Origin of the sequence: Streptomyces brevispora (genome assembly GCF_007829885.1) — a bacterium.
GTDB classification, from domain to species: Bacteria; Actinomycetota; Actinomycetes; order Streptomycetales; family Streptomycetaceae; genus Streptomyces; species Streptomyces brevispora.
Genome location: NZ_VIWW01000001.1, coordinates 4,343,525 through 4,361,356, shown reverse-complemented (window position 1 = coordinate 4,361,356; position 17,832 = coordinate 4,343,525). Strand labels below are relative to the sequence as shown.

20 protein-coding genes and 1 tRNA gene are annotated in these 17,832 nt (G+C 71.2%); 9 read left to right on the top strand and 12 right to left on the bottom strand.

The annotated features are described in order from the left end of the window. Nucleotides 1-101 precede the first annotated feature (101 nt). Entirely contained in the window at nucleotides 102-605 is a 504-nt protein-coding gene (locus tag FHX80_RS20385) for a glycoside hydrolase family 20 zincin-like fold domain-containing protein (protein WP_244318344.1), read from the top strand. A gap of 52 nt (nucleotides 606-657) precedes the next feature. Here FHX80_RS20385 and FHX80_RS20380 read toward each other — a convergent pair whose 3' ends face one another. The 9 genes from FHX80_RS20380 to FHX80_RS20340 form a co-directional block, all read right to left on the bottom strand. Beyond that, on the bottom strand, nucleotides 658-1,389 hold the full coding sequence (locus tag FHX80_RS20380; protein ID WP_145765513.1) for a D-Ala-D-Ala carboxypeptidase family metallohydrolase: 732 nt from the start codon (nucleotides 1,387-1,389) through the stop codon (nucleotides 658-660). A gap of 167 nt (nucleotides 1,390-1,556) precedes the next feature. Further along, nucleotides 1,557-2,195, bottom strand: a complete 639-nt coding sequence (def, locus tag FHX80_RS20375; RefSeq protein ID WP_145765512.1) for a peptide deformylase — start codon at nucleotides 2,193-2,195, stop codon at nucleotides 1,557-1,559. Nucleotides 2,196-2,301: 106 nt separating this feature from the next. Then, nucleotides 2,302-3,294 (bottom strand): tetratricopeptide repeat protein, encoded by a 993-nt coding sequence (locus FHX80_RS20370; RefSeq protein ID WP_145765511.1) that lies wholly within the window; start codon nucleotides 3,292-3,294, stop codon nucleotides 2,302-2,304. A gap of 92 nt (nucleotides 3,295-3,386) precedes the next feature. Then, on the bottom strand, nucleotides 3,387-4,646 hold the full coding sequence (locus FHX80_RS20365) for an HD-GYP domain-containing protein (RefSeq protein WP_145765510.1): 1,260 nt from the start codon (nucleotides 4,644-4,646) through the stop codon (nucleotides 3,387-3,389). Continuing rightward, the gene (locus FHX80_RS20360; RefSeq protein ID WP_145765509.1) at nucleotides 4,643-6,043 is read right to left on the bottom strand and encodes an HD-GYP domain-containing protein; all 1,401 of its coding nucleotides are present in this window, start codon (nucleotides 6,041-6,043) and stop codon (nucleotides 4,643-4,645) included. Before FHX80_RS20360 ends, FHX80_RS20365 begins: the two co-directional genes overlap by 4 nt. Nucleotides 6,044-6,147: 104 nt before the next feature. Beyond that, nucleotides 6,148-6,468 carry a mycothiol system anti-sigma-R factor gene (rsrA, locus tag FHX80_RS20355; protein WP_145765508.1) on the bottom strand — a complete coding sequence of 107 codons (321 nt, stop codon included), beginning with the start codon at nucleotides 6,466-6,468 and terminating at the stop codon, nucleotides 6,148-6,150. Continuing rightward, nucleotides 6,465-7,121 carry a sigma-70 family RNA polymerase sigma factor gene (locus tag FHX80_RS20350; protein ID WP_018105559.1) on the bottom strand — a complete coding sequence of 219 codons (657 nt, stop codon included), beginning with the start codon at nucleotides 7,119-7,121 and terminating at the stop codon, nucleotides 6,465-6,467. Before FHX80_RS20350 ends, rsrA begins: the two co-directional genes overlap by 4 nt. Before the next feature lie 273 nt (nucleotides 7,122-7,394). Then, complete coding sequence (locus FHX80_RS20345) at nucleotides 7,395-8,045, bottom strand: alpha/beta hydrolase family protein (RefSeq protein WP_145765506.1); 651 nt, start codon at nucleotides 8,043-8,045, stop codon at nucleotides 7,395-7,397. Nucleotides 8,046-8,095: 50 nt separating this feature from the next. Further along, nucleotides 8,096-8,911: an SOS response-associated peptidase gene (locus tag FHX80_RS20340; RefSeq protein ID WP_145765505.1), complete on the bottom strand. Its 816-nt coding sequence runs from the start codon at nucleotides 8,909-8,911 to the stop codon at nucleotides 8,096-8,098. Between the two features lie 78 nt (nucleotides 8,912-8,989). Between FHX80_RS20340 and FHX80_RS20335 the strand changes: the two genes are divergently transcribed. The 4 genes from FHX80_RS20335 (at nucleotide 8,990) to FHX80_RS20320 (ending at nucleotide 12,578) form a co-directional block, all read left to right on the top strand. Next, nucleotides 8,990-9,703 carry a M50 family metallopeptidase gene (locus FHX80_RS20335; protein ID WP_145765504.1) on the top strand — a complete coding sequence of 238 codons (714 nt, stop codon included), beginning with the start codon at nucleotides 8,990-8,992 and terminating at the stop codon, nucleotides 9,701-9,703. A 92-nt stretch (nucleotides 9,704-9,795) separates the two neighbouring features. Further along, nucleotides 9,796-11,136: a 3-phosphoshikimate 1-carboxyvinyltransferase gene (gene aroA / locus FHX80_RS20330; RefSeq protein WP_145765503.1), complete on the top strand. Its 1,341-nt coding sequence runs from the start codon at nucleotides 9,796-9,798 to the stop codon at nucleotides 11,134-11,136. A gap of 3 nt (nucleotides 11,137-11,139) precedes the next feature. After that, entirely contained in the window at nucleotides 11,140-12,156 is a 1,017-nt protein-coding gene (gene rsgA / locus FHX80_RS20325) for a ribosome small subunit-dependent GTPase A (RefSeq protein ID WP_145765502.1), read from the top strand. Nucleotides 12,157-12,254: 98 nt separating this feature from the next. After that, complete coding sequence (locus tag FHX80_RS20320) at nucleotides 12,255-12,578, top strand: DMT family transporter (RefSeq protein WP_145765501.1); 324 nt, start codon at nucleotides 12,255-12,257, stop codon at nucleotides 12,576-12,578. A gap of 37 nt (nucleotides 12,579-12,615) precedes the next feature. Here FHX80_RS20320 and FHX80_RS20315 read toward each other — a convergent pair whose 3' ends face one another. Continuing rightward, nucleotides 12,616-13,236 carry a TetR/AcrR family transcriptional regulator gene (locus FHX80_RS20315; RefSeq protein ID WP_145765500.1) on the bottom strand — a complete coding sequence of 207 codons (621 nt, stop codon included), beginning with the start codon at nucleotides 13,234-13,236 and terminating at the stop codon, nucleotides 12,616-12,618. A 121-nt stretch (nucleotides 13,237-13,357) separates the two neighbouring features. Between FHX80_RS20315 and hisN the strand changes: the two genes are divergently transcribed. Together hisN and FHX80_RS20305 are read left to right on the top strand one after the other, a co-directional pair. After that, the gene (hisN, locus tag FHX80_RS20310) at nucleotides 13,358-14,158 is read left to right on the top strand and encodes a histidinol-phosphatase (protein WP_145765499.1); all 801 of its coding nucleotides are present in this window, start codon (nucleotides 13,358-13,360) and stop codon (nucleotides 14,156-14,158) included. A 290-nt stretch (nucleotides 14,159-14,448) separates the two neighbouring features. Continuing rightward, a complete protein-coding gene (locus tag FHX80_RS20305; RefSeq protein WP_145765498.1) occupies nucleotides 14,449-14,850 on the top strand; it encodes a CBS domain-containing protein in 402 nt (133 codons plus the stop codon). Between the two features lie 97 nt (nucleotides 14,851-14,947). Here FHX80_RS20305 and FHX80_RS20300 read toward each other — a convergent pair whose 3' ends face one another. Then, nucleotides 14,948-16,399 carry a catalase gene (locus tag FHX80_RS20300; protein WP_208764691.1) on the bottom strand — a complete coding sequence of 484 codons (1,452 nt, stop codon included), beginning with the start codon at nucleotides 16,397-16,399 and terminating at the stop codon, nucleotides 14,948-14,950. Nucleotides 16,400-16,568: 169 nt separating this feature from the next. Here FHX80_RS20300 and FHX80_RS20295 point away from each other — a divergent pair, with 169 nt between their 5' ends. Both FHX80_RS20295 and FHX80_RS34780 read left to right on the top strand, forming a co-directional pair. After that, nucleotides 16,569-16,988: a Fur family transcriptional regulator gene (locus FHX80_RS20295; protein ID WP_145765496.1), complete on the top strand. Its 420-nt coding sequence runs from the start codon at nucleotides 16,569-16,571 to the stop codon at nucleotides 16,986-16,988. Nucleotides 16,989-17,410: 422 nt separating this feature from the next. Further along, nucleotides 17,411-17,554: a hypothetical protein gene (locus tag FHX80_RS34780; protein WP_167523336.1), complete on the top strand. Its 144-nt coding sequence runs from the start codon at nucleotides 17,411-17,413 to the stop codon at nucleotides 17,552-17,554. Between the two features lie 69 nt (nucleotides 17,555-17,623). On the opposite strand, the gene FHX80_RS20285 is transcribed toward FHX80_RS34780, so the two are convergent. Continuing rightward, nucleotides 17,624-17,697, bottom strand: a tRNA-Met gene (locus FHX80_RS20285). Nucleotides 17,698-17,832 lie beyond the last annotated feature (135 nt).

Sequence of the window (17,832 nt, the reverse complement as noted above, 5' to 3'; positions counted from 1 at the left end):
CCGGACAGCAAGACGAAGGACCATCGGGGCCGTGGTGGCCGCGCTCGCCGCCACTCTGCTGCCCTGGCAGAGCGCCGCGGCCGTGGACGGATCCGCCCGAGGTGCTGCCCTCGCTGCGGCAGTGGCAGCCCGGCGAGGGGGAGTTCACCCTCACCGACCGGGCCAGGATCGTGCTCGACGGGGCGCGGGAGCAGCGCACCGCCGCCGACGCGCGGAGGTTCGCGGCCGAGCTGAACGGGCACCCCTCGGTGTCGCGGGGCCTGTCCGCCGCCCGGGCCGGGGACATCGTGCTGCGCCAGGACCCGGCCCTGAAGGGGTCGTTGGGCGCGGAGGGCTACCGCCTCGATGTCGGCGACCGGGTCACGGTCACCGCCGCGACCTCCACGGGCGTGTTCTACGGTTCGCGCACCGTGCTCCAGCTGCTGAACGACGACGACGGCCGCGCCGCGCGGGGTTCGGCGACCGACGTGCCCGCGTACCGGGAGCGCGGGGTCGGGGTCTGCGCCTGTTACATCAACGTCTCGCTCCCCTGGTTCGAGCGGGCCGCGGACGGCGCCGCGGTGCAGACGACGGGCGGGACGCCCCTGACGGCGAAGTCCGCCTGACCCGCACGTGTGGGGCTCGCCGGTGCGGCGGGCCCCACACGTGTGCCGGATGTCAGATACCGCAGTTCGGCGCCGACCAGAAGTGGCTCGGGCCCTGGTTCACGTGGATGTGGTCGCCGTGGTCCGGGTAGCCCGGGCCGAGGATCCCGTTGAACCCGTGGTTGCGGGCCTGCTGGGCGATGGTGCACAGCGGGAGTCCGCCCAGGTCGGCCGCGTCGCCGTACATGTGGCGACTGCCTGCCGCGCCGCCGACCGCGCTGTTGCAGGCCGCGGAGCGGAAGCCGCTGTTGATCCTGATGGGGTGGTCGCCGAGCGCGTGCCGCAGCGCCTCCAGCTTCCACATGGTGCTCAGCGCGTTGGCCTTCGCCGTGCCCGCCGCGACGGCACCGCCCGCCCAGGTGCTGTTGCAGGTGTTGTGCTCGGCGTAGGTGAAGTGGATCGGCGTGCAGTCGCTGTCCTGGAGGGAGTAGATCTTGGCCTGGGTGGAGGGGCCCGCTATGCCGTCGGCGGCCAGTCCGTAGGCGGCCTGGAAGCGCTTGACGGCTGCCGTGGTGGCCGGTCCGTAGGAGCCGTCCACGGCGAGTACGGAGTTGTATCCGGGGTATCCGGCGACTCGGATCTGGAGCTGGACGACATCGTTTCCGGTGGCGCCGGGGGACAGGGTGCGGGTCCAGGTGTAGCAGCCGTCGGCCTGTGCGGTGCCGGCGGTGACCACGGCCCCGCCCCAAGCAAAAGCCATGGTCATGACAAGACCGAGCAGGAGTCTCGCGGAACGTTTGAGCATGGGGGCTCCCTACTGCGACGAAGGTGTGGACAGAGAGACTGTCGGACGAGTCGACGCGCGTCAACTATGCACAGGAGCAAGGCGGTTGACGAACGGGAGACGCCGCGGGGGCCCTGCCCCGGCGTACCGGAAGGGGGCCCCCGCGCAGCTGCGCGCTCAGGTCGGTCTCAGTCGTTCGGCACGATCTCGTAGCGCGGGGTGTTCTCCTCCATCTGCCGGAGCGCGTCCTTGCGGTCGCGCTTCGAGAGCCGGTCGATGTACAGGTGGCCGTACAGGTGGTCCGTCTCGTGCTGGAGGCAGCGGGCGAAGTAGCCGTCGCCCCGCACCTTGACGGGGTTGCCCTTCGCGTCCTGTCCGCGCACCACCGCGTAGTCCGGGCGGGCCAGCGAGGCGTACGCCGTCGGGACCGAGAGGCAGCCCTCGTTGGCGTCGTCCAGGACGCGCCGCTCGGGCGGCAGCTCGTCGAGCACCGGGTTGCAGATGACGCCCGTGTGCCGCACCCCGTCGTCGTCCGGGCAGTCGTAGACGAAGACCTTGAGGTCGACCCCGATCTGGTTGGCGGCCAGGCCCACGCCCTCCGCCGTCCGCTGGCTGGCGAACATGTCGTCGATCAGCGTGGCCAGCTTGTCGTCGAAGGCGGTGACGTCCTTGCACTCCTTGTGCAGGACGGGGTTGCCCACGACCGTGATCGGGTGTGAGGTGCCGCGCTCGCGGTATGCCGCCTCACGCGCCTCACAGTCCTCGGTGTCGACGAGGTAGCCCTCGTCGTCGACGCTGATCTGCTCGTCCGTCTCCTGCTGCGCCATGTCCGCCGTACGCCTTCCTCACAACGTGAAACCCGGGGTCCGCGGCTCGCGAGAACCCGGGCGCCCGAGCACCGGAATCGGTGCCCGTACAGCCTACGGGCACCGGTCAGCAGACTTCTTCGAGATCCCGCCACTCACGGCTGTCCGGGCTGTCCGCCACCCAGCCGTCGAGCAGGCCGCGCACCAGCCCGGCGGGCGCCGCCAGGCCGCACTCACGCTCCGGCACCCACAGCTCACCGGCGGTGCGGTGCCCCAGCGGGCCGGGGTGTCCCGGCTCGCTGTGGTCGTGCGGGTCGAGGTGCTCGCCGTCGCCCTCGTCGCTCTCCATCCGGCTCTCCGAGCAGGCCCGGCAGAGCAGCCGGACGGACGACGACCAGTCCTCGGCGGCGAAACCTGCGTCCGACGCCAGCTGCTCCAGGGCGTCCCGGTCCGCCTCGGTGGCGGCTTCGAGAAGCACCACCCAGGTCGGCACGGGGGACGGCGCCCACAGCTCAATCTCGTCGAAGACGGGGTAGGAGGGCCCGGCCGCGGTAATCCGCTCGCCGTTCGGCACCCCGTCGTGCAGCACGACCTCGCCCCAGCGCCGCCCGGAGGACGGCAGCGGGATCGACAGCACTTCCATCCGCGCCGGGTCCAGCCTGCGGCCCCACACGACCTCGGCCTCGCCCTCGGGCGACAGCCGCACGGCCGCGCTGCCCAGCTCCATGCCGACCGGCTCGCTGTTGGAGGCGGGGCTCTGCTGCCCGCCGCCGGGCACCTTCAGCCCGTACGCCTGCCAGGCACGGCGCGCCAGCGGCCAGTCCTGCAGTGCGGTGGCGGCGATCCCGACGTTCCACCAGTCAGGGGCGCCGGACTCCTTGTCGAGGAGCGCGACGGCCCGCAGTCCGGCGGCCCGCGCCTGTTCCCAGTCATGCCGGAACTTGTGCAGCAGCGCCAGGTTGAACCATGACTCGGAGAGCCAGGGCTCCAGGTCCGCCGCCCGCGTCAGCAGTGCGCCCGCATCGTCGTACCGACCGTCGCCGATCAGCGTGAACGCGCGGTCCGTGGCCTGCCGCCAAGAGGCGGAGGGCCGATGCCGTACCTTCCCGAAGATCCTCACGATTCCCGCCTGTCCCGACTGGACACCCTCGTTTTTCGCTCTCCTTCGCATCCAACCATGCCCGGCCGGACGCCCGCTCATTACCCATGGGTTTACCCAGGTGGGACAGGGGTCAGACCGTCCCTGGCCAGAACCCTGGCGAGCGATTCCACGACCTGGGACTGGTAGTCGTGGCCGGTCCCGAGCCTGAGCTGTTCCAGCGCGCCGAGCGGCCCGCTGAGACTTTTCCCGCACAGGTCGTCGTATGCGTTGACCGCCCTGACGATCCTGGCGGACAGCGGCTGCTCACGGTAGGGGTCGGCCTGCCGCTCCACCACCGCGGCGACCTTCGCGTCGACCCCGGTCTGGCGGACCACGGCCCCGCCGAGCAGCGCGATCCGGCGCTGCTCGGCGGCGGGCAGTACGGCGGTGGCCCCCTCCGGGACCGGGTCGACGAGCGAGAGCTGGCCGATGTCGTGCATCAGGGCCGCGTACTCAAGGACCGTGAGCTCGGGCCCGGAGAGCCCCAGCTCACGGCCGACGGCCGTGCAGAGCGCCGCCACCCTGCGGGCATGGCCGTGCGGGGTGTAACCGGCGATCTCGGTGGACCGGGCGAGCGAGGCGATGGTCTGCCGGTAGGTGGTGCGTACGGCGACGAAACGACGGAACGACACCTGGGTGAGCAGCAGCGGTACGCACAGGACGGGCAGCGCCCACAGCCCGGCGGCGGCGACCCCGAGCGCCATGACCGCGCCGGTCGCGCAGACCGCCGATCCGATGCCGGTCAGGGCCCGCAGCTCGTCGCGGAGCAGCGGCCCGTACGGGACGGCGGTGCCGGCGCGCAGCAGCAGGGCGCCCAGAACGGCGTCGCACAGGGCGGTGAGGCCGAGCAGCAGGAGCAGGAAGGCCGCGTGGTACGGGCCGTCGCCGAACCAGTTCTCGGACCGGCCGGAGTTGTAGAGCGGCTGGAAGCACACGGCCGCGAAGGCGACGGTCAGCACGCGGCGGGCCACCTGGTCCGGGCCGGGCCCGCTGCCGCGTGCCACATGGGGCACGGAGGCGATGAGCTGGGCCGCGACGAGCACGGCGACGACCTGGAGCGCGCCGTGCCCGGTGGGCTCCCCGCCGCTGCGGCCGAGCAGGGCGTACGCGAGCGCTCCGGCGGCGCCGAGCGGTGCGGGCTCCCGTTCACCGGGGAGGGCGCCCCAGCGGGCCAGCTCGCCGATGGTGATGAGCACCCCGAAGGCGAGGGCGTGGCCGGGATCCCGGACCCCGTCCCAGAGGGTGTGCCCGAGCCCGGCGACGGCGAGCGCGAGGGCGGCGCCGCGAACGGCCAGGGTGGCCGGGGGCAGCGGGGACCGCTCCCGGCTCACCGGGGACGGCCCCGGTCGGGCCCGGCATCCGCGTCCCGTCCGGCGCCCCCGGTCCGCGGCGCCGGCACCCGCTCGTCGTCCGGCACCCGCTCGTCGTCCGCGGTCACGGCCGACGCCGCCCCCGACCACCCGTGCCGCTCCAGGCCCCGCGCCAGCGCCCGCACCATCTGCGGATCGAACTGGGTGCCGGCACACCGCTTGAGCTCCTCCACGGCGACCGGCACCGGCCGGCCCGGCCGGTAGGACCGGGTCGAGGTCATCGCGTCGAAGGCGTCGGCGACGGCGACCACGCGGGCGAACTCGGGGATCTCGCGACCGGTGAGCCCGTACGGGTACCCGCTGCCGTCGAGCCGTTCGTGGTGGTGCAGGATCGCGGCCCGCGCCTCGCCGAGGAAGCCGATGCCGCGGACGATCTCGTGCCCGTACTCCGGGTGCAGCTCGATCACCCGCCGCTCCTGAGGCGTCAGCGGCCCGTCCTTGCGCAGCACCCGGGTCGGCACGCCGAGCTTGCCGACGTCGTGCAGGATGCCGGCGAACCGGAGCACTTCGACGCGGTCCTGCGCCATGCCCAGTTCATGGGCGATCAGCACGGAGGCGCGCCCCACCCGCTCGCTGTGGCCCCGGGTGTAGGTGTCCTTGATGTCGACGGCCTGCACCAGGGCCCTGATCGTGGCGCGGTGCGCGGCGTGCTCGCGGTGGTACTGGGCGAAGACCCAGCAGGAGATGTACATCGGCAACAGGACGAAGAGCGCGGCCAGCGGCCCGTACGAGCTGCTCCACAGGACCGCCATCATCAGTCCGGCGAGGCCGTGCACGAGGTGCGGGCCGAGCGAGTGGGGCAGCAGCCCGCTCCAGGCGCGCCGGACGGGCAGCTGTTCGGCCGTGGCCAGGATCGAGCCGTCCAGCGCGGCCAGCACCAGGCTGAAGGCCAGTGCGGCCGCGCAGGCGGGCAGCAGCGCGTACGGGAGGTCGGGCAGCCGTCCGGGTCCGGGGCCGCCGAGCGCGGCGGGACCGCCGAGCAGGGCGTGGACGCGGGAGGCCGCCCAGACGGTGAGGGCGAGCTCGGCCGCCCGCCAGACGCGGCGGGCGGCGGCCGGGGGATTCTCCACCCGGCCGACGAGCGAGCCGGGTACCGCGACCAGCGCCGCGGCCGCGGGCGGCAGCAGGAAGGCGGCGGCGAGCAGCAGCGGAAAGAACGACCCGGCACTGACCGGCGCGGAGCGGCCGAAGAACGGGCAGCGGCCGGGGAGTTCGCAGCCCAGGTAGAGCCCGGCGAGCAGTCCGAGCGTGGCCCACGGGGTGTCCGCGCCGGGCCGCAGCGCCGGCAGCACGCACAGGGTGGCGCAGAGCGTGACGGCCAGGATGTACGCCCGCACCGCCCCGCGTGTGGCTCTCACCCGTTCCGCCCGCCCCCCAGCATCGCCAATGGAGGCGTCAGGCTAGCGAGTTGGACGTCCCGGCAGAGTGCCGACGACCGTGATTAGCACGTTCGGGTGACGCGTCATTCCTTGGCGGCGGCCGGCAGTTCGGGGTCGGACACCGTCACGTCCTGCTCAGGCACCGCCTGGCCGGAGCGGATCAGGTCGATCCGCCCCATCACCTTGGAGCGCAGGTCGGCCGGCACGTCGTCCTGGCCGCAGCAGCGCTTGACCAGCTTCTTCACGGCCTGCTCCAGCCCGTACTTCTCCAGGCAGGGGTTGCACTCACCGAAGTGCGTCTCGAACTTGGTGCAGTCGCTGTCGGGCATCTCCCGGTCGAGGAACTCGTAGAGGTGATCGAGGACCTCTGAGCACTCCGTCTCGTGCGGCTCTCCGCAGCTCATGAGCCCGAGCCTTTCCGATCGTCCGACTCACCGGCGCCGGCCGGGACGAGCCCGCGGTCACGGGCGTAGTCCTCCAGCATGCCGCGCAGTTGACGGCGGCCCCGGTGCAGTCGGGACATCACCGTACCGATGGGAGTCCCCATGATGTCCGCGATCTCCTTGTAGGCAAAGCCCTCTACATCGGCGAGATAGACCGCGATGCGGAACTCTTCGGGGATCGCCTGCAGCGCGGACTTCACATCGGAGTCGGGCAGGTGGTCGAGGGCCTGGGACTCGGCGGAGCGCAGACCTGTCGACATGTGGGACTCGGCGCGGGCCAGCTGCCAGTCCTCGATCTCCTCGGCGGCACTGCGCTGGGGTTCACGCTGCTTCTTGCGGTACGAGTTGATGAACGTGTTGGTGAGGATGCGGTACATCCACGCCTTGAGGTTGGTGCCCTCACGGAACTGGTGGAAGGATCCGTACGCCTTGGCGTACGTCTCCTGGACCAGGTCCTCGGCGTCCGCGGGGTTGCGCGTCATGCGCAGCGCGGCCGAGTACATCTGGTCGAGGAATCCGAGGGCATCGCGCTCGAAGCGCGCGTTGCGCTCGGCGGTCGTCTCCTGCGGGCGGCCGTCGTCGGTCCCTGTGTCGGTCCCAGTGACCGGACCCACCTCCTCCAACGCTGTGGCGGAGCCGAAACCGGACCCGCTCGAATCGGAGAATAGTCGACCTTGGTCCGCCGCGGGCTGTCGATCCGATCCGCTCAGCGCCCGCTCTGAAGTGGTCTTGGCCGCATGCAGCACCGTCCACTCCAGGTCAGCGGCGTTCGAGCGACGCGGGCAGATGGTTGAACCCATGCGACGGACTCCCTCTCCACGTACGACGTTGGTGTACCGACACCCCGGACAACAGCGGTCCCCCGTCCGGCATTCCCGGGTCGTACGTCACACCGTCGCGGCCAGCCAGCCGGTCACGGCCGACGTGAGGATCTCCATCGCCCGGTCCTCGGTCGTCCCCGACCGCTTCGGTACGGAGAAGCCGTGGTCCGCGTGCGGCACCTCGGCGAGCCGGTACTCCCCCGGAGGAAATTCGGCGGGCCTGCCGAACGGGTCGTTGCCACCCTGGACGACGAGGGTGGGTACGCCGGAGGCCAGCAGCTCGTCCTTACGGGACTTCTCCGGCCGGCCCGGGGGGTGCAGCGGGAAGCTGAGCGCGAGGACCGCGCGGGCGCCGAGTGCGGACGCCGTGCGGCAGGCCACCCGGGCCCCTGCGCTGCGTCCGCCGGCGACGACCGGGAGCCCGGCGTCGGCCAGTGCCGGCCACAGGCCGCGCCAGCCGGTGTCCAGGGTTTTCGGGGCGGGCGCGAGCTTCTTCCCGGCGACCCGCCACGGCTGCTCCACCAGAGCGACGCTCACCCCGTGCGCGGGCAGTGCGGCGGCCAGCGCCCGCAGGTCCCGGGCCTCGATGCCGCCGCCGGCGCCGTGGCCGAGGGCGAGCAGGAGGCGGGGTTCGCGCGCGGGCAGCCAGCTGATCCGGGCGGTCCCGGCCTCGGTGTCGACCGTTTCGGTGCGTGGGGCTGTGTCGGTGGCTTTCACGGGCCCATCCAACCAAGACCGGTGCGACCGGCACCGCTGCGACCCGTGTCTCAGAAGAGCGTGCCGACCTCGGGCGCGGCCAGCTCGTCCAGCAGCTCGGGGCCGTTGTTGCGAACGTTGCTGACGGTGGTGGCGACCGGATAGGCCCGCATCAGCCCGCCGGGCGGCGGGGTGAGCAGCCCCCGCAGCTCCTCGACGTCGGTGTGCGAGGGGTCCAGCCAGTCGTCCCAGCGGTCCGGGGTCAGCATCAGCGGCATCCGGGGGTGGATGTCGGCGAGCGCGGCCGGGCCCTCGGCCGGGGCGACGGCGAGCGGGCTCGTCTCCGCCTCGGTCGTGATCACCGAGCAGGTCACCCACCAGGCCTGCGGATGGTCGTCCGGCAGGGTCCGGTCCCGCCAGAACTCGTACAGCCCGGCCATGGCGAAGACCGATCCGTCGGCGGGGGTCACGAAGTACGGCTGCTTGCGGGGCCGCTTCCTGCGGCCCTTCTCCTCCAGCTGCCGCTCCTCGCTGCCGGTCACCCACTCGTAATAGCCGTCGGCCGGCAGGATGCAGCGCCGCGAGACGAAGGGGCGGCGGAAGGACGGCTTCTCGTGCACCGTCTCGGCGCGGGCGTTGATCATCCGGGCGCCGCCCTCCGGTGTTCTGGCCCAGGAAGGGACGAGTCCCCATTTCAGTGCGCGCAGCTGGCGAACCGGACGCTGGTCATCCGCGTCTTTCACCGGACGCTCCAGTACGGCGTAGACCTCCTTGGTCGGCGCCACGTTGTAATCGGGCTCCAGCGCCTCGGCCGGTTCCCACTTCTCCACCTGGAAGAGTCCGGTCAGATCCCCGGGCCGCCGACTCGCTGCATACCGTCCGCACATAAGTGCCAGACTGCCACGACCGCCGTCCCGACCGGACGCGAACACCTCACGTCAACACCGCAAGGAGCCGCCCACCCCATGGACAGCACCGATCTCGGCAATCTGTGGGACCGCGTCTTCGGTACTCAGCCGGCCCCCGAGCAGTGGCTGGTCGTGGTCACCGCCACGGCCGCGCTCATCGCCGTCGTCCCCAACGTCATATGGCGGCTGACCCGCAACGCGATCACCATCGCCCACGAGGGTGGTCACGGACTGGTCGCCCTGCTCACCGGGCGGCAGCTCTCGGGCATCCGGCTGCACTCGGACACCAGCGGCCTGACGGTGAGCCGCGGCAAGCCGACCGGCATCGGCATGGTCCTCACCGCGGCGGCGGGTTACACCGCGCCGCCGCTGCTGGGGCTCGGCGGCGCGTGGCTGCTGGTCAACGGGCGGATCACGCTGCTGCTGTGGCTGGCCACGGCGCTGCTCGCGGTGATGCTGGTGATGATCCGCAATGTGTACGGGGCGCTGGCGGTGATCTTCACCGGTTCGCTCTTCCTGCTGATGTCGTGGCTGGCCTCGCCCGACTGGCAGTCGCTGTTCGCCTACAGTGCGGTCTGGTTCCTGCTGCTGGGCGGTGTGCGTCCGGCGTTCGAGCTGCAGTCCAAGCGGCGGCACGGCGGTGCGCCGGACTCGGACGCGGACCAGTTGTCGCGGCTGACGGACGTACCGGCCGCGCTGTGGCTGTTCCTGTTCCACGCCGTGTCGCTCTGCTCACTGATCGGCGGCGGGCGCTGGATGCTGGGTCTGTGACCTCGCTTCCTTCACCACCCCTGCGTTACGTCCAGGTTTCCACGCATTTGATCTAGATCCGGGTTGGCGGAGGTCGGTCTAAAGTGAGCGTCATGACCGAAAGTTCCGTGCACCCCGCCCTCTGGCCCGCCCCGCATGCGAGCGGAGCCGTCGACGCGACCGTCACCGTGCCCGGATCGAAGTCGGTCACCAATCGCGCACTGGTGCTGGCCGCGCTCTCCTCGGAGCCCGGCTGGCTGCGCCGCCCGCTGCGCTCCCGCGACACCCTGCTGATGGCCGACGCGCTGCGCGCGATGGGCGTCGGCATCGAGGAGACGGTGTCCTCCAGCTCCTCCGTCGCGGGCGGCCCGGACGGCTCCGGCGAGGCCTGGCGGGTCATCCCGGCCGGTCTGCACGGCCCGGTCACCATCGACGTCGGCAACGCCGGCACGGTCATGCGCTTCCTGCCCCCGGTGGCGGCCCTCGCCGACGGCCCGGTCCACTTCGACGGTGACCCGCGGTCCTACGAGCGCCCGCTGAACGGGGTGATCGACGCCCTGCGGGTGCTCGGCGCCCGGATCGACGACGACGGCCGCGGCTCGCTGCCGATGACCGTGCACGGCGTCGGCGTGCTGGACGGCGGCCCGGTCGCGATCGACGCCTCATCGTCCTCCCAGTTCGTCTCGGCGCTGCTGCTGTCGGCGCCGCGCTTCAACCAGGGCGTGGAGGTACGCCACACCGGCGCCCGGCTGCCGTCCATGCCGCACATCCGGATGACCGTCGACATGCTGCGGGCGGTCGGCGCCCAGGTCGACGAGCCGGAGACGGGCGGCGAACCGAACGTCTGGCGGGTCTCCCACTCGGCGCTGCTCGGCCGCGACCTGACCATCGAGCCGGACCTGTCCAACGCCCAGCCGTTCCTGGCCGCGGCGCTGGTCACCGGCGGCCGGGTCACCGTGCCGGACTGGCCGCTGAGCACCACACAGCCGGGTGACGCGCTGCGCGACATCTTCACCGCCATGGGCGGCAGCTGCGAGCTGACCGAGCACGGACTCACCTTCACCGGCTCCGGCCGCATCCACGGCATCGAAGTCGACCTCGGGGAGGTCGGCGAGCTGACCCCGGGCATCGCGGCGGTCGCGGCCCTGGCCGACTCCCCCTCCACCCTGAGCGGCGTGGCCCATCTGCGGCTGCACGAGACGGACCGGCTGGCCGCGCTCACCAAGGAGATCAACGAGCTGGGCGGCGACGTCACCGAGACCGCGGACGGCCTCCACATCCGGCCGCGACCGCTGCACGGCGGTACCTTCCATACGTACGACGACCACCGGATGGCCACCGCGGGGTCGATCATCGGCCTTGCCGTCCCGGGAGTGGAGATCGAGAACGTGGCGACCACCGCCAAGACCCTGCCGGACTTCCCGCAGATGTGGACCCGAATGCTCGGGGTCTGAGACATGCGCCGCTACGGCAAGAACCCCGACGAGGACGACATCCGGGTCCGCCCCAACCGCAAGGGCAACCGGCCTCGTACGCATATCCGTCCCAAGCACGAGGACGCCGAGGAGGGCATGGTCCTCACCGTCGACCGCGGCCGCCTCACCTGTCTCGTCGAGGGCCGCACGGTCATCGCGATGAAGGCCCGTGAACTGGGCCGCAAGGCAGCGGTGGTGGGTGACACCGTCTCCATCGTCGGCGATCTGTCCGGCGACAAGGACACCCTCGCCCGGATCGTCCGGATCGGTGAACGCCGCTCGGTGCTGCGCCGGACGGCGGACGACGACGATCCGTTCGAGCGGGTGGTGGTGGCCAACGCCGACCAGCTCGCGATCGTCACGGCGCTGGCCGATCCGGAACCCCGTCCGCGCATGATCGACCGCTGTCTGGTCGCCGCGTACGACGGTGGGCTCTCCCCCCTCCTGGTGCTGACCAAGTCCGATCTGGCCTCCCCGGACAAGCTGCTGGAGGCGTACACCCCGCTGGGCGTGCCGTTCATCGTCACCAACCGCGAGGAGCTGGAGAACGGCGACGCTGCGGAACGGGTCCGAGAGCAGCTGAACGACCGGGTGACCGCGTTCGTCGGGCACTCCGGAGTCGGGAAGACCACGCTGGTCAACGCGCTGGTGCCGAAGGACAGGCGGCGCACGACCGGAGTGGTCAACGCGGTCACCGGGCGGGGCCGCCACACCACCACGTCGGCTCTGGCGCTCCCGCTGCCGGACTACCGGGGCTGGGTCATCGACACCCCCGGCGTCCGCTCCTTCGGCCTGCACCACATCGACCCGTCCCGGGTCATCAACGCCTTCCCCGACCTCCAGCCCGGCACCGAGGAGTGCCCGCGCGGCTGCACCCACGACAGCCGGCAACCGGAATGCGCGCTGGATGCCTGGGTGGCGGCGGGGCACGCCGATCCGGCCCGGCTGGACTCGCTGCACCGGCTGCTGTCCACGCGGGAGCGACGCGAAGGCGACTGATCCGGGCACGTTTGCGATCACTCGCCACCGGTAAGTGCATAATCACGAATCACGCCCAGCGGTACACGGCGGTCACCGATGCGGGAGGGGCACTGACGATGGCGTGGCTGCTGGTCGTGGTCGCGGGACTTCTGGAGACGGGCTTCGCCGTCTGCCTCAAGCTCTCGCACGGCTTCACCCGGCTCTGGCCGACCATCGCGTTCTGTGTCTTCGCGCTCGGCAGCTTCGGTCTGCTGACCATGTCGCTGAAGAAGCTCGACGTCGGACCCGCCTACGCGGTGTGGACCGGTATCGGCGCGGCGGGCACCGCGATCTACGGCATGGTCTTCCTCGACGACGTGGTCTCCACGCTCAAGCTGGTCTCGATCTCGCTGGTGATCCTCGGCGTGATCGGGCTCCAGCTCTCGGGTTCCACCCACTGACCCGCGGCCCTGCCCGTGCCGTCCGCGGCCGCCCCGCTCAGGCGGCGGCGTCCGGGGCCCGCTCCACCACGTGGCTCACCAGCGGTGCCACCTCCCCCTCGGTCCCCGCAGGAGCCGGCACCAGTGCGTACGACAGGGCTAGCCGCAGCGCGAGTTCGCAGGTCACGGCCAGGGCCGCCGGGTCGTGCGGCGGGCGTCCCCCGTCCAGGGCGGCCACCGCGCGGTCCCGGACCTGGCCGAGCAGCTCGGCGGGCGTCGGCGGTCCGGCATCGGCCGGGCGCTGCGCCGGTATGGGGAAGCGGGGCGAGCGGACCAGGTCGGCCGGGCACGGTAACCGGTCCCCCCAGCAGCCCGTGAGCAACCCTCTGACCAGTACGTTCGTCCGGGTGGCCCGGACCGTCCAGGCGGCGGTGGCGGCCAGCTTGTCGCCCGTGCCGCCGGCCGATCCCAGTGCCCGTTCGACGCCGTCCAGATAGGCGTCGGCAGCCCGCCGGACCAGGGCGCGGGCCAGCCCGTCCTTGCTGCCGAACTCGTTGTAGAGGGTCTGCCGGGAGACCCCGGCGGCAGCGGCCACATCGACCATCCGCACGGTCGGCCAGGGCCGGCCGGTCACGGCCGCGAGGGCCGCGTCCAGCAGTGCTTCTCGCGCTGTCGGCATCGTTGCCTCCCACGCCGGGGCTCTGCGTTTCAGAGTTGATGCGCTCCTGCGCGCTGTCAAGCGTCCACACAGCGTCAGGGTCATGTGGCTCTGTTGATCCGCGGTCGATACTGTGGCGGTCATGCCCGACTACCACGATGATCTGCGCCTCGCCCACGTGCTGGCGGACGCCGCCGACGCGACGACGATGGACCGGTTCAAGGCTCTGGACCTCAAGGTCGAGACGAAGCCGGACATGACACCGGTGACCGAGGCCGACAAGGCCGCCGAGGAGCTGATCCGCGGCCACCTCCATCGGGCCCGCCCGCGCGACGCGATTCTGGGCGAGGAGTACGGGATCGAGGGGACCGGCCCCCGGCGCTGGGTGATCGACCCGATCGACGGCACCAAGAACTACGTACGCGGCGTGCCGGTCTGGGCGACGCTGATCTCACTGATGGAGGCCGGTGAGGACGGTTTCCAGCCGGTGGTCGGCCTGGTGTCCGCGCCCGCGCTGAACCGGCGCTGGTGGGCGGCGAAGGGCGCGGGGGCGTTCTCCGGCCGCAGCCTGACCTCGGCGTCCCGGCTGCAGGTGTCGAAGGTGGAGCGGATCGCGGACGCGTCGCTCGCCTACTCCTCCCTGACCGGCTGGGAGGAGCAGGGCAGGCTCGACGGATTCATGGATCTGACCCGGGCCTGCTGGCGCACCCGCGGGTACGGGGACTTCTGGCCCTACATGATGGTCGCCGAGGGATCGGTCGACATCTGCGCGGAGCCGGAGCTCTCGCTCTGGGACATGGCGGCGAACGCGATCATCGTGCAGGAGGCGGGCGGCCGGTTCACCAGCCTGGACGGAGTCTCCGGACCGGGCGGCGGCAACGCGGCGGCCTCGAACGGGACACTCCACCACGAACTGCTGGGATATCTGAACCAGCGCTACTGACCCCGGCCGGAACGGGCCCCGCCGGGACAGCCCACCGGGGCGAGCCCCCGGTACGGGTTCGGTACGGGTCCATCGGTGCCGGTCAAACGCCTGAACAGGATCAGCCGTGCCGGACGCCTCAGCAGGCGCACCGGTAACCACGAGGGGCGTGCCGCACCACCGCACGCCCCTCGAATGATCCTCACCACCTCTTGTTGCCGCTCCCCAACAGTGCGACCCTGAGAGTCCCCCTGCTTGTGAACTTGTGAATCGGCTCACGCAGTCGCTTCACGAAGGAGGTGGCTCCTTTCATGCTCGTCCGTGACGCCATGAGTACGGTGGTCCTCACCATCGGCCCCACCCACACCCTCCGCCAGGCGGCCCGGCTCATGTCGGCACGCCGTATCGGAGCAGCTGTCGTCCACGACCCGGACACCTGCGGCCTCGGCATTCTCACCGAGCGCGACATCCTCAACGCGATCGGATCGGGCCAGAACCCCGATATCGAGACGGCTTCCACCCACACCACCACTGACGTGGTCTTCGCGGCGCCCGCCTGGACGCTGGAGGAGGCGGCCGAGGTCATGGCGCACGGCGGCTTCCGGCATCTGATCGTGCTGGACGACGCCGGTCCGGTCGGCGTGGTGTCGGTGCGCGACATCATCCGCTGCTGGGCAGCGGCCGGACGCCATCCCGTGGAGCTGGTCGGCTGAACGGGCACCCGGACGCCCGGCCGGCGCCGGGTGGGACAGCTCATTCGCCGCCCCACCCCGCAGGTGCCGGCGACTGCCCGCGACCGGCCGGCAGGCCTCAGCCGCGCAGGGCCTGGACCGCGGCTTCCAGGCGCTTGCCGAAGTCGCCGTCGGCCTGGCGGAAGTTGTTGATCGCGCGCTCGGCGATGTCGTCGCGCGAGACCTTCGAGATGAACCCGGCGAGGTTGTCGATCAGCCGGGCCTTCTCGTCCTCGGAGTAGAGCCGGTAGAGGTTGCCGGCCTGGACGAAGTCGTTGTCCTCGGCGTGTACGGCGGCCTCGTGGGTGCCGGTGTCGCCGGTGACCGGGACGGGCTGCCACAGCGGCCGGTCCGTCTGGACCGGACCGCCGAAGCTGTTCGGCTCGTAGTTCTTCGCACCCTTGTGGCGGCCGTCGTACAGGTAGCCGTCACGGCTGTGCGTGCGCGCCTCGGTGGCGTGCGGACGGTTCACCGGCAGGTGGTCGGCGTTGATGCCGACGCGGTAGCGGTGCGCGTCGCCGTACGCGAAGAGACGTCCCTGGAGCATCTTGTCCGGGGACGGACCGATGCCGGGCACGAAGTGCGCGGGGCTGAAGATCGACTGCTCGGTCTCCGCGAAGACGTTCTCCGGGTTCCGGTTGAGCTCCAGCTTGCCGATCTCCACCGGCGGGTAGTCCTCGTGCGGCCACACCTTGGTGAGGTCGAAGGGGTTGAAGCGGTACGCGGCCGCCTCGGCCGCCGGCATGATCTGGACCTGCACGGTCCAGGACGGGAAGTCGGCGCGCTCGATGGCCTCGCGCAGATCGCGCTGGTGGCTGTCCGGGTCCTCGCCGGCGAGCTTGTTGGCCTCGTCCTGGGTGAGGTTCTTGATGCCCTGGTCGGTCTTGAAGTGGTACTTGACCCAGAAGACCTCGCCGGCCTCGTTGTTCCACTGGTAGGTGTGCGAGCCGTACCCGTTCATGTGGCGCAGCGTGGCCGGGATGCCGCGGTCACCGAAGAGCCAGGTCACCTGGTGGGTGGACTCGGGCGACAGGCCCCAGAAGTCCCAGACGTTGTCCGCCTCCTGCGAGCCGGTGTACGGGTCGCGCTTCTGGGTGTGGATGAAGTCGGGGAACTTGATGGCGTCCTTGATGAAGAACACCGGGGTGTTGTTGCCGACGAGGTCGTAGTTGCCGTCCTCGGTGTAGAACTTCAGCGCGAAGCCGCGGGGGTCACGCACCGCGTCGGCCGAGCCGAGGTTGCCCGCGACGGTCGAGAAGCGCAGGAAGGTCTCGGTCTGCTTGCCGACCTCGGAGAGGAACTTCGCACGCGTCCACTGCGAGACGTCGCGGGTCAGCGTGAAGGTGCCGTACGCCCCGGCGCCCCGGGCGTGCACGATCCGCTCCGGAATGCGCTCGCGGTTGAAGTGCGCGAGCTTCTCCATCAGCAACTGGTCCTGCACCAGCACCGGACCGCCGACGCCAGCGGTCTGGCTGTTCTGGTTGTCGGCGACCGGTGCTCCGGCCTCCGTGGTGAGCGGTCCCTGCGTCACGTGCGCCTCCTGCGTCATTCCTGCACATTCGTCATGTCGTCATGGCGTGCACAGCCTGTCCCTTGGCCTACGCCGTTTCCGATCCTACAATGGACTTAGTCCAAGTCAAGCAGTCATCCAAAGTCACACCAGTTCGGAACACGGCCACTCCACTGTTAGGCTTGTCCTCATGAGTGACCTGCTGGAACGACTCCGTGGACGCGGCTGGCGCATGACTGCGCAGCGGCGCGTCGTGGCCGAGGTGCTCGACGGGGACCATGTACACCTGACGGCCGACGAGGTCCACGCGCGGGCCGTCGCCAAGCTGCCCGAGATCTCCCGCGCCACCGTCTACAACACGCTGGGCGAGATGGTGACGCTGGGCGAGGTCATCGAGGTCTCCACCGACCGCCGGGCCAAGCGGTACGACCCGAACGCGCACCGCCCCCACCACCACCTGGTCTGCGCGACGTGCGGCGCCATCCGCGACGTACACCCGGCGGGCGACCCGCTGGCGGACCTGCCGGACGGCGAGCGCTTCGGCTTCACGATCTCCGGCGTCGAGATGACGTACCGCGGCATCTGCCCGAACTGCGCCGCGGCCGCCTGAACCCCGACACCCCCTGCCCCACACCCCACGCCCTGCACCGGAGGTCCGGTGCGGGGCGTTCTCCGTGTGCACGGAACCGCGGGTCCCGGCCCGGACACCGGTCCGGCCCACCGTCCGGCCCACCGTCCGGCCAAGGCTGAACCCACCGCCCCGGCGCCCGTCCCGCGCGCCCCCTTCACACCCGCCCCGCGCACCCCCTTCTCGAATCTGACGGGTCGCCATATCGTCATCGGCGATCACCGCCGCCCCGCGGCGGCTCCGCACCTCGATTGCGTACGAGGAGAGACCCGTGGGAGACCCGCACCCGCCCCCCATCCCCATCACCGCCACCCCCCGCATCCCCATCCACATCCCCATCCGCATCACCCCTGGCGTCCTCATCGACCGACGAGGCCACCCTGCGGCCGACGCCGTCGATGCGGATGGACTGGGAGATCCGGAAGGGCACCACGGACCGGCTGCAGAAGGCGTACGCCGATTCGGGAGTCTCGACGGGCACGCCGGTGCCGGAGGAGAAGGCCGTGGACCGTGCGATGTACGGCGAAGCCGTGGGTCACAAGCTCTGAGCGGGGCAGCCTCGTGCGGTGCATGCACAGAGGGCCGGATCCTTTAAGGATCCGGCCCTCTGTCTTCAGTAGCGGGGACAGGATTTGAACCTGCGACCTCTGGGTTATGAGCCCAGCGAGCTACCGAGCTGCTCCACCCCGCGTCGTTGTGATCCCCACAGTACGTCACCCCTCCGGACCAGCGCAAATCACTTCCCAGCCCCTCCAGGAACGAGCCCCGAAGGCCATGGACCATGACTGTCGCATCAGGCCGGTCCGGCGACTGAGGACGCAGTCCA

What these genes read in the sequence shown, in the direction of transcription:
- FHX80_RS20380 (WP_145765513.1), bottom strand. Translation starts at nt 1,389, where the DNA reads ATGCTCAAACGTTCCGCGAGACTCCTGCTCGGTCTTGTCATGACCATG.
- def (WP_145765512.1), bottom strand. Translation starts at nt 2,195, where the DNA reads ATGGCGCAGCAGGAGACGGACGAGCAGATCAGCGTCGACGACGAGGGC.
- rsrA (WP_145765508.1), bottom strand. Translation starts at nt 6,468, where the DNA reads ATGAGCTGCGGAGAGCCGCACGAGACGGAGTGCTCAGAGGTCCTCGAT.
- FHX80_RS20340 (WP_145765505.1), bottom strand. Translation starts at nt 8,911, where the DNA reads ATGTGCGGACGGTATGCAGCGAGTCGGCGGCCCGGGGATCTGACCGGA.
- FHX80_RS20335 (WP_145765504.1), top strand. Translation starts at nt 8,990, where the DNA reads ATGGACAGCACCGATCTCGGCAATCTGTGGGACCGCGTCTTCGGTACT.
- aroA (WP_145765503.1), top strand. Translation starts at nt 9,796, where the DNA reads ATGACCGAAAGTTCCGTGCACCCCGCCCTCTGGCCCGCCCCGCATGCG.
- rsgA (WP_145765502.1), top strand. Translation starts at nt 11,140, where the DNA reads ATGCGCCGCTACGGCAAGAACCCCGACGAGGACGACATCCGGGTCCGC.
- FHX80_RS20320 (WP_145765501.1), top strand. Translation starts at nt 12,255, where the DNA reads ATGGCGTGGCTGCTGGTCGTGGTCGCGGGACTTCTGGAGACGGGCTTC.
- FHX80_RS20315 (WP_145765500.1), bottom strand. Translation starts at nt 13,236, where the DNA reads ATGCCGACAGCGCGAGAAGCACTGCTGGACGCGGCCCTCGCGGCCGTG.
- hisN (WP_145765499.1), top strand. Translation starts at nt 13,358, where the DNA reads ATGCCCGACTACCACGATGATCTGCGCCTCGCCCACGTGCTGGCGGAC.
- FHX80_RS20305 (WP_145765498.1), top strand. Translation starts at nt 14,449, where the DNA reads ATGCTCGTCCGTGACGCCATGAGTACGGTGGTCCTCACCATCGGCCCC.
- FHX80_RS20295 (WP_145765496.1), top strand. Translation starts at nt 16,569, where the DNA reads ATGAGTGACCTGCTGGAACGACTCCGTGGACGCGGCTGGCGCATGACT.
- FHX80_RS34780 (WP_167523336.1), top strand. Translation starts at nt 17,411, where the DNA reads ATGGACTGGGAGATCCGGAAGGGCACCACGGACCGGCTGCAGAAGGCG.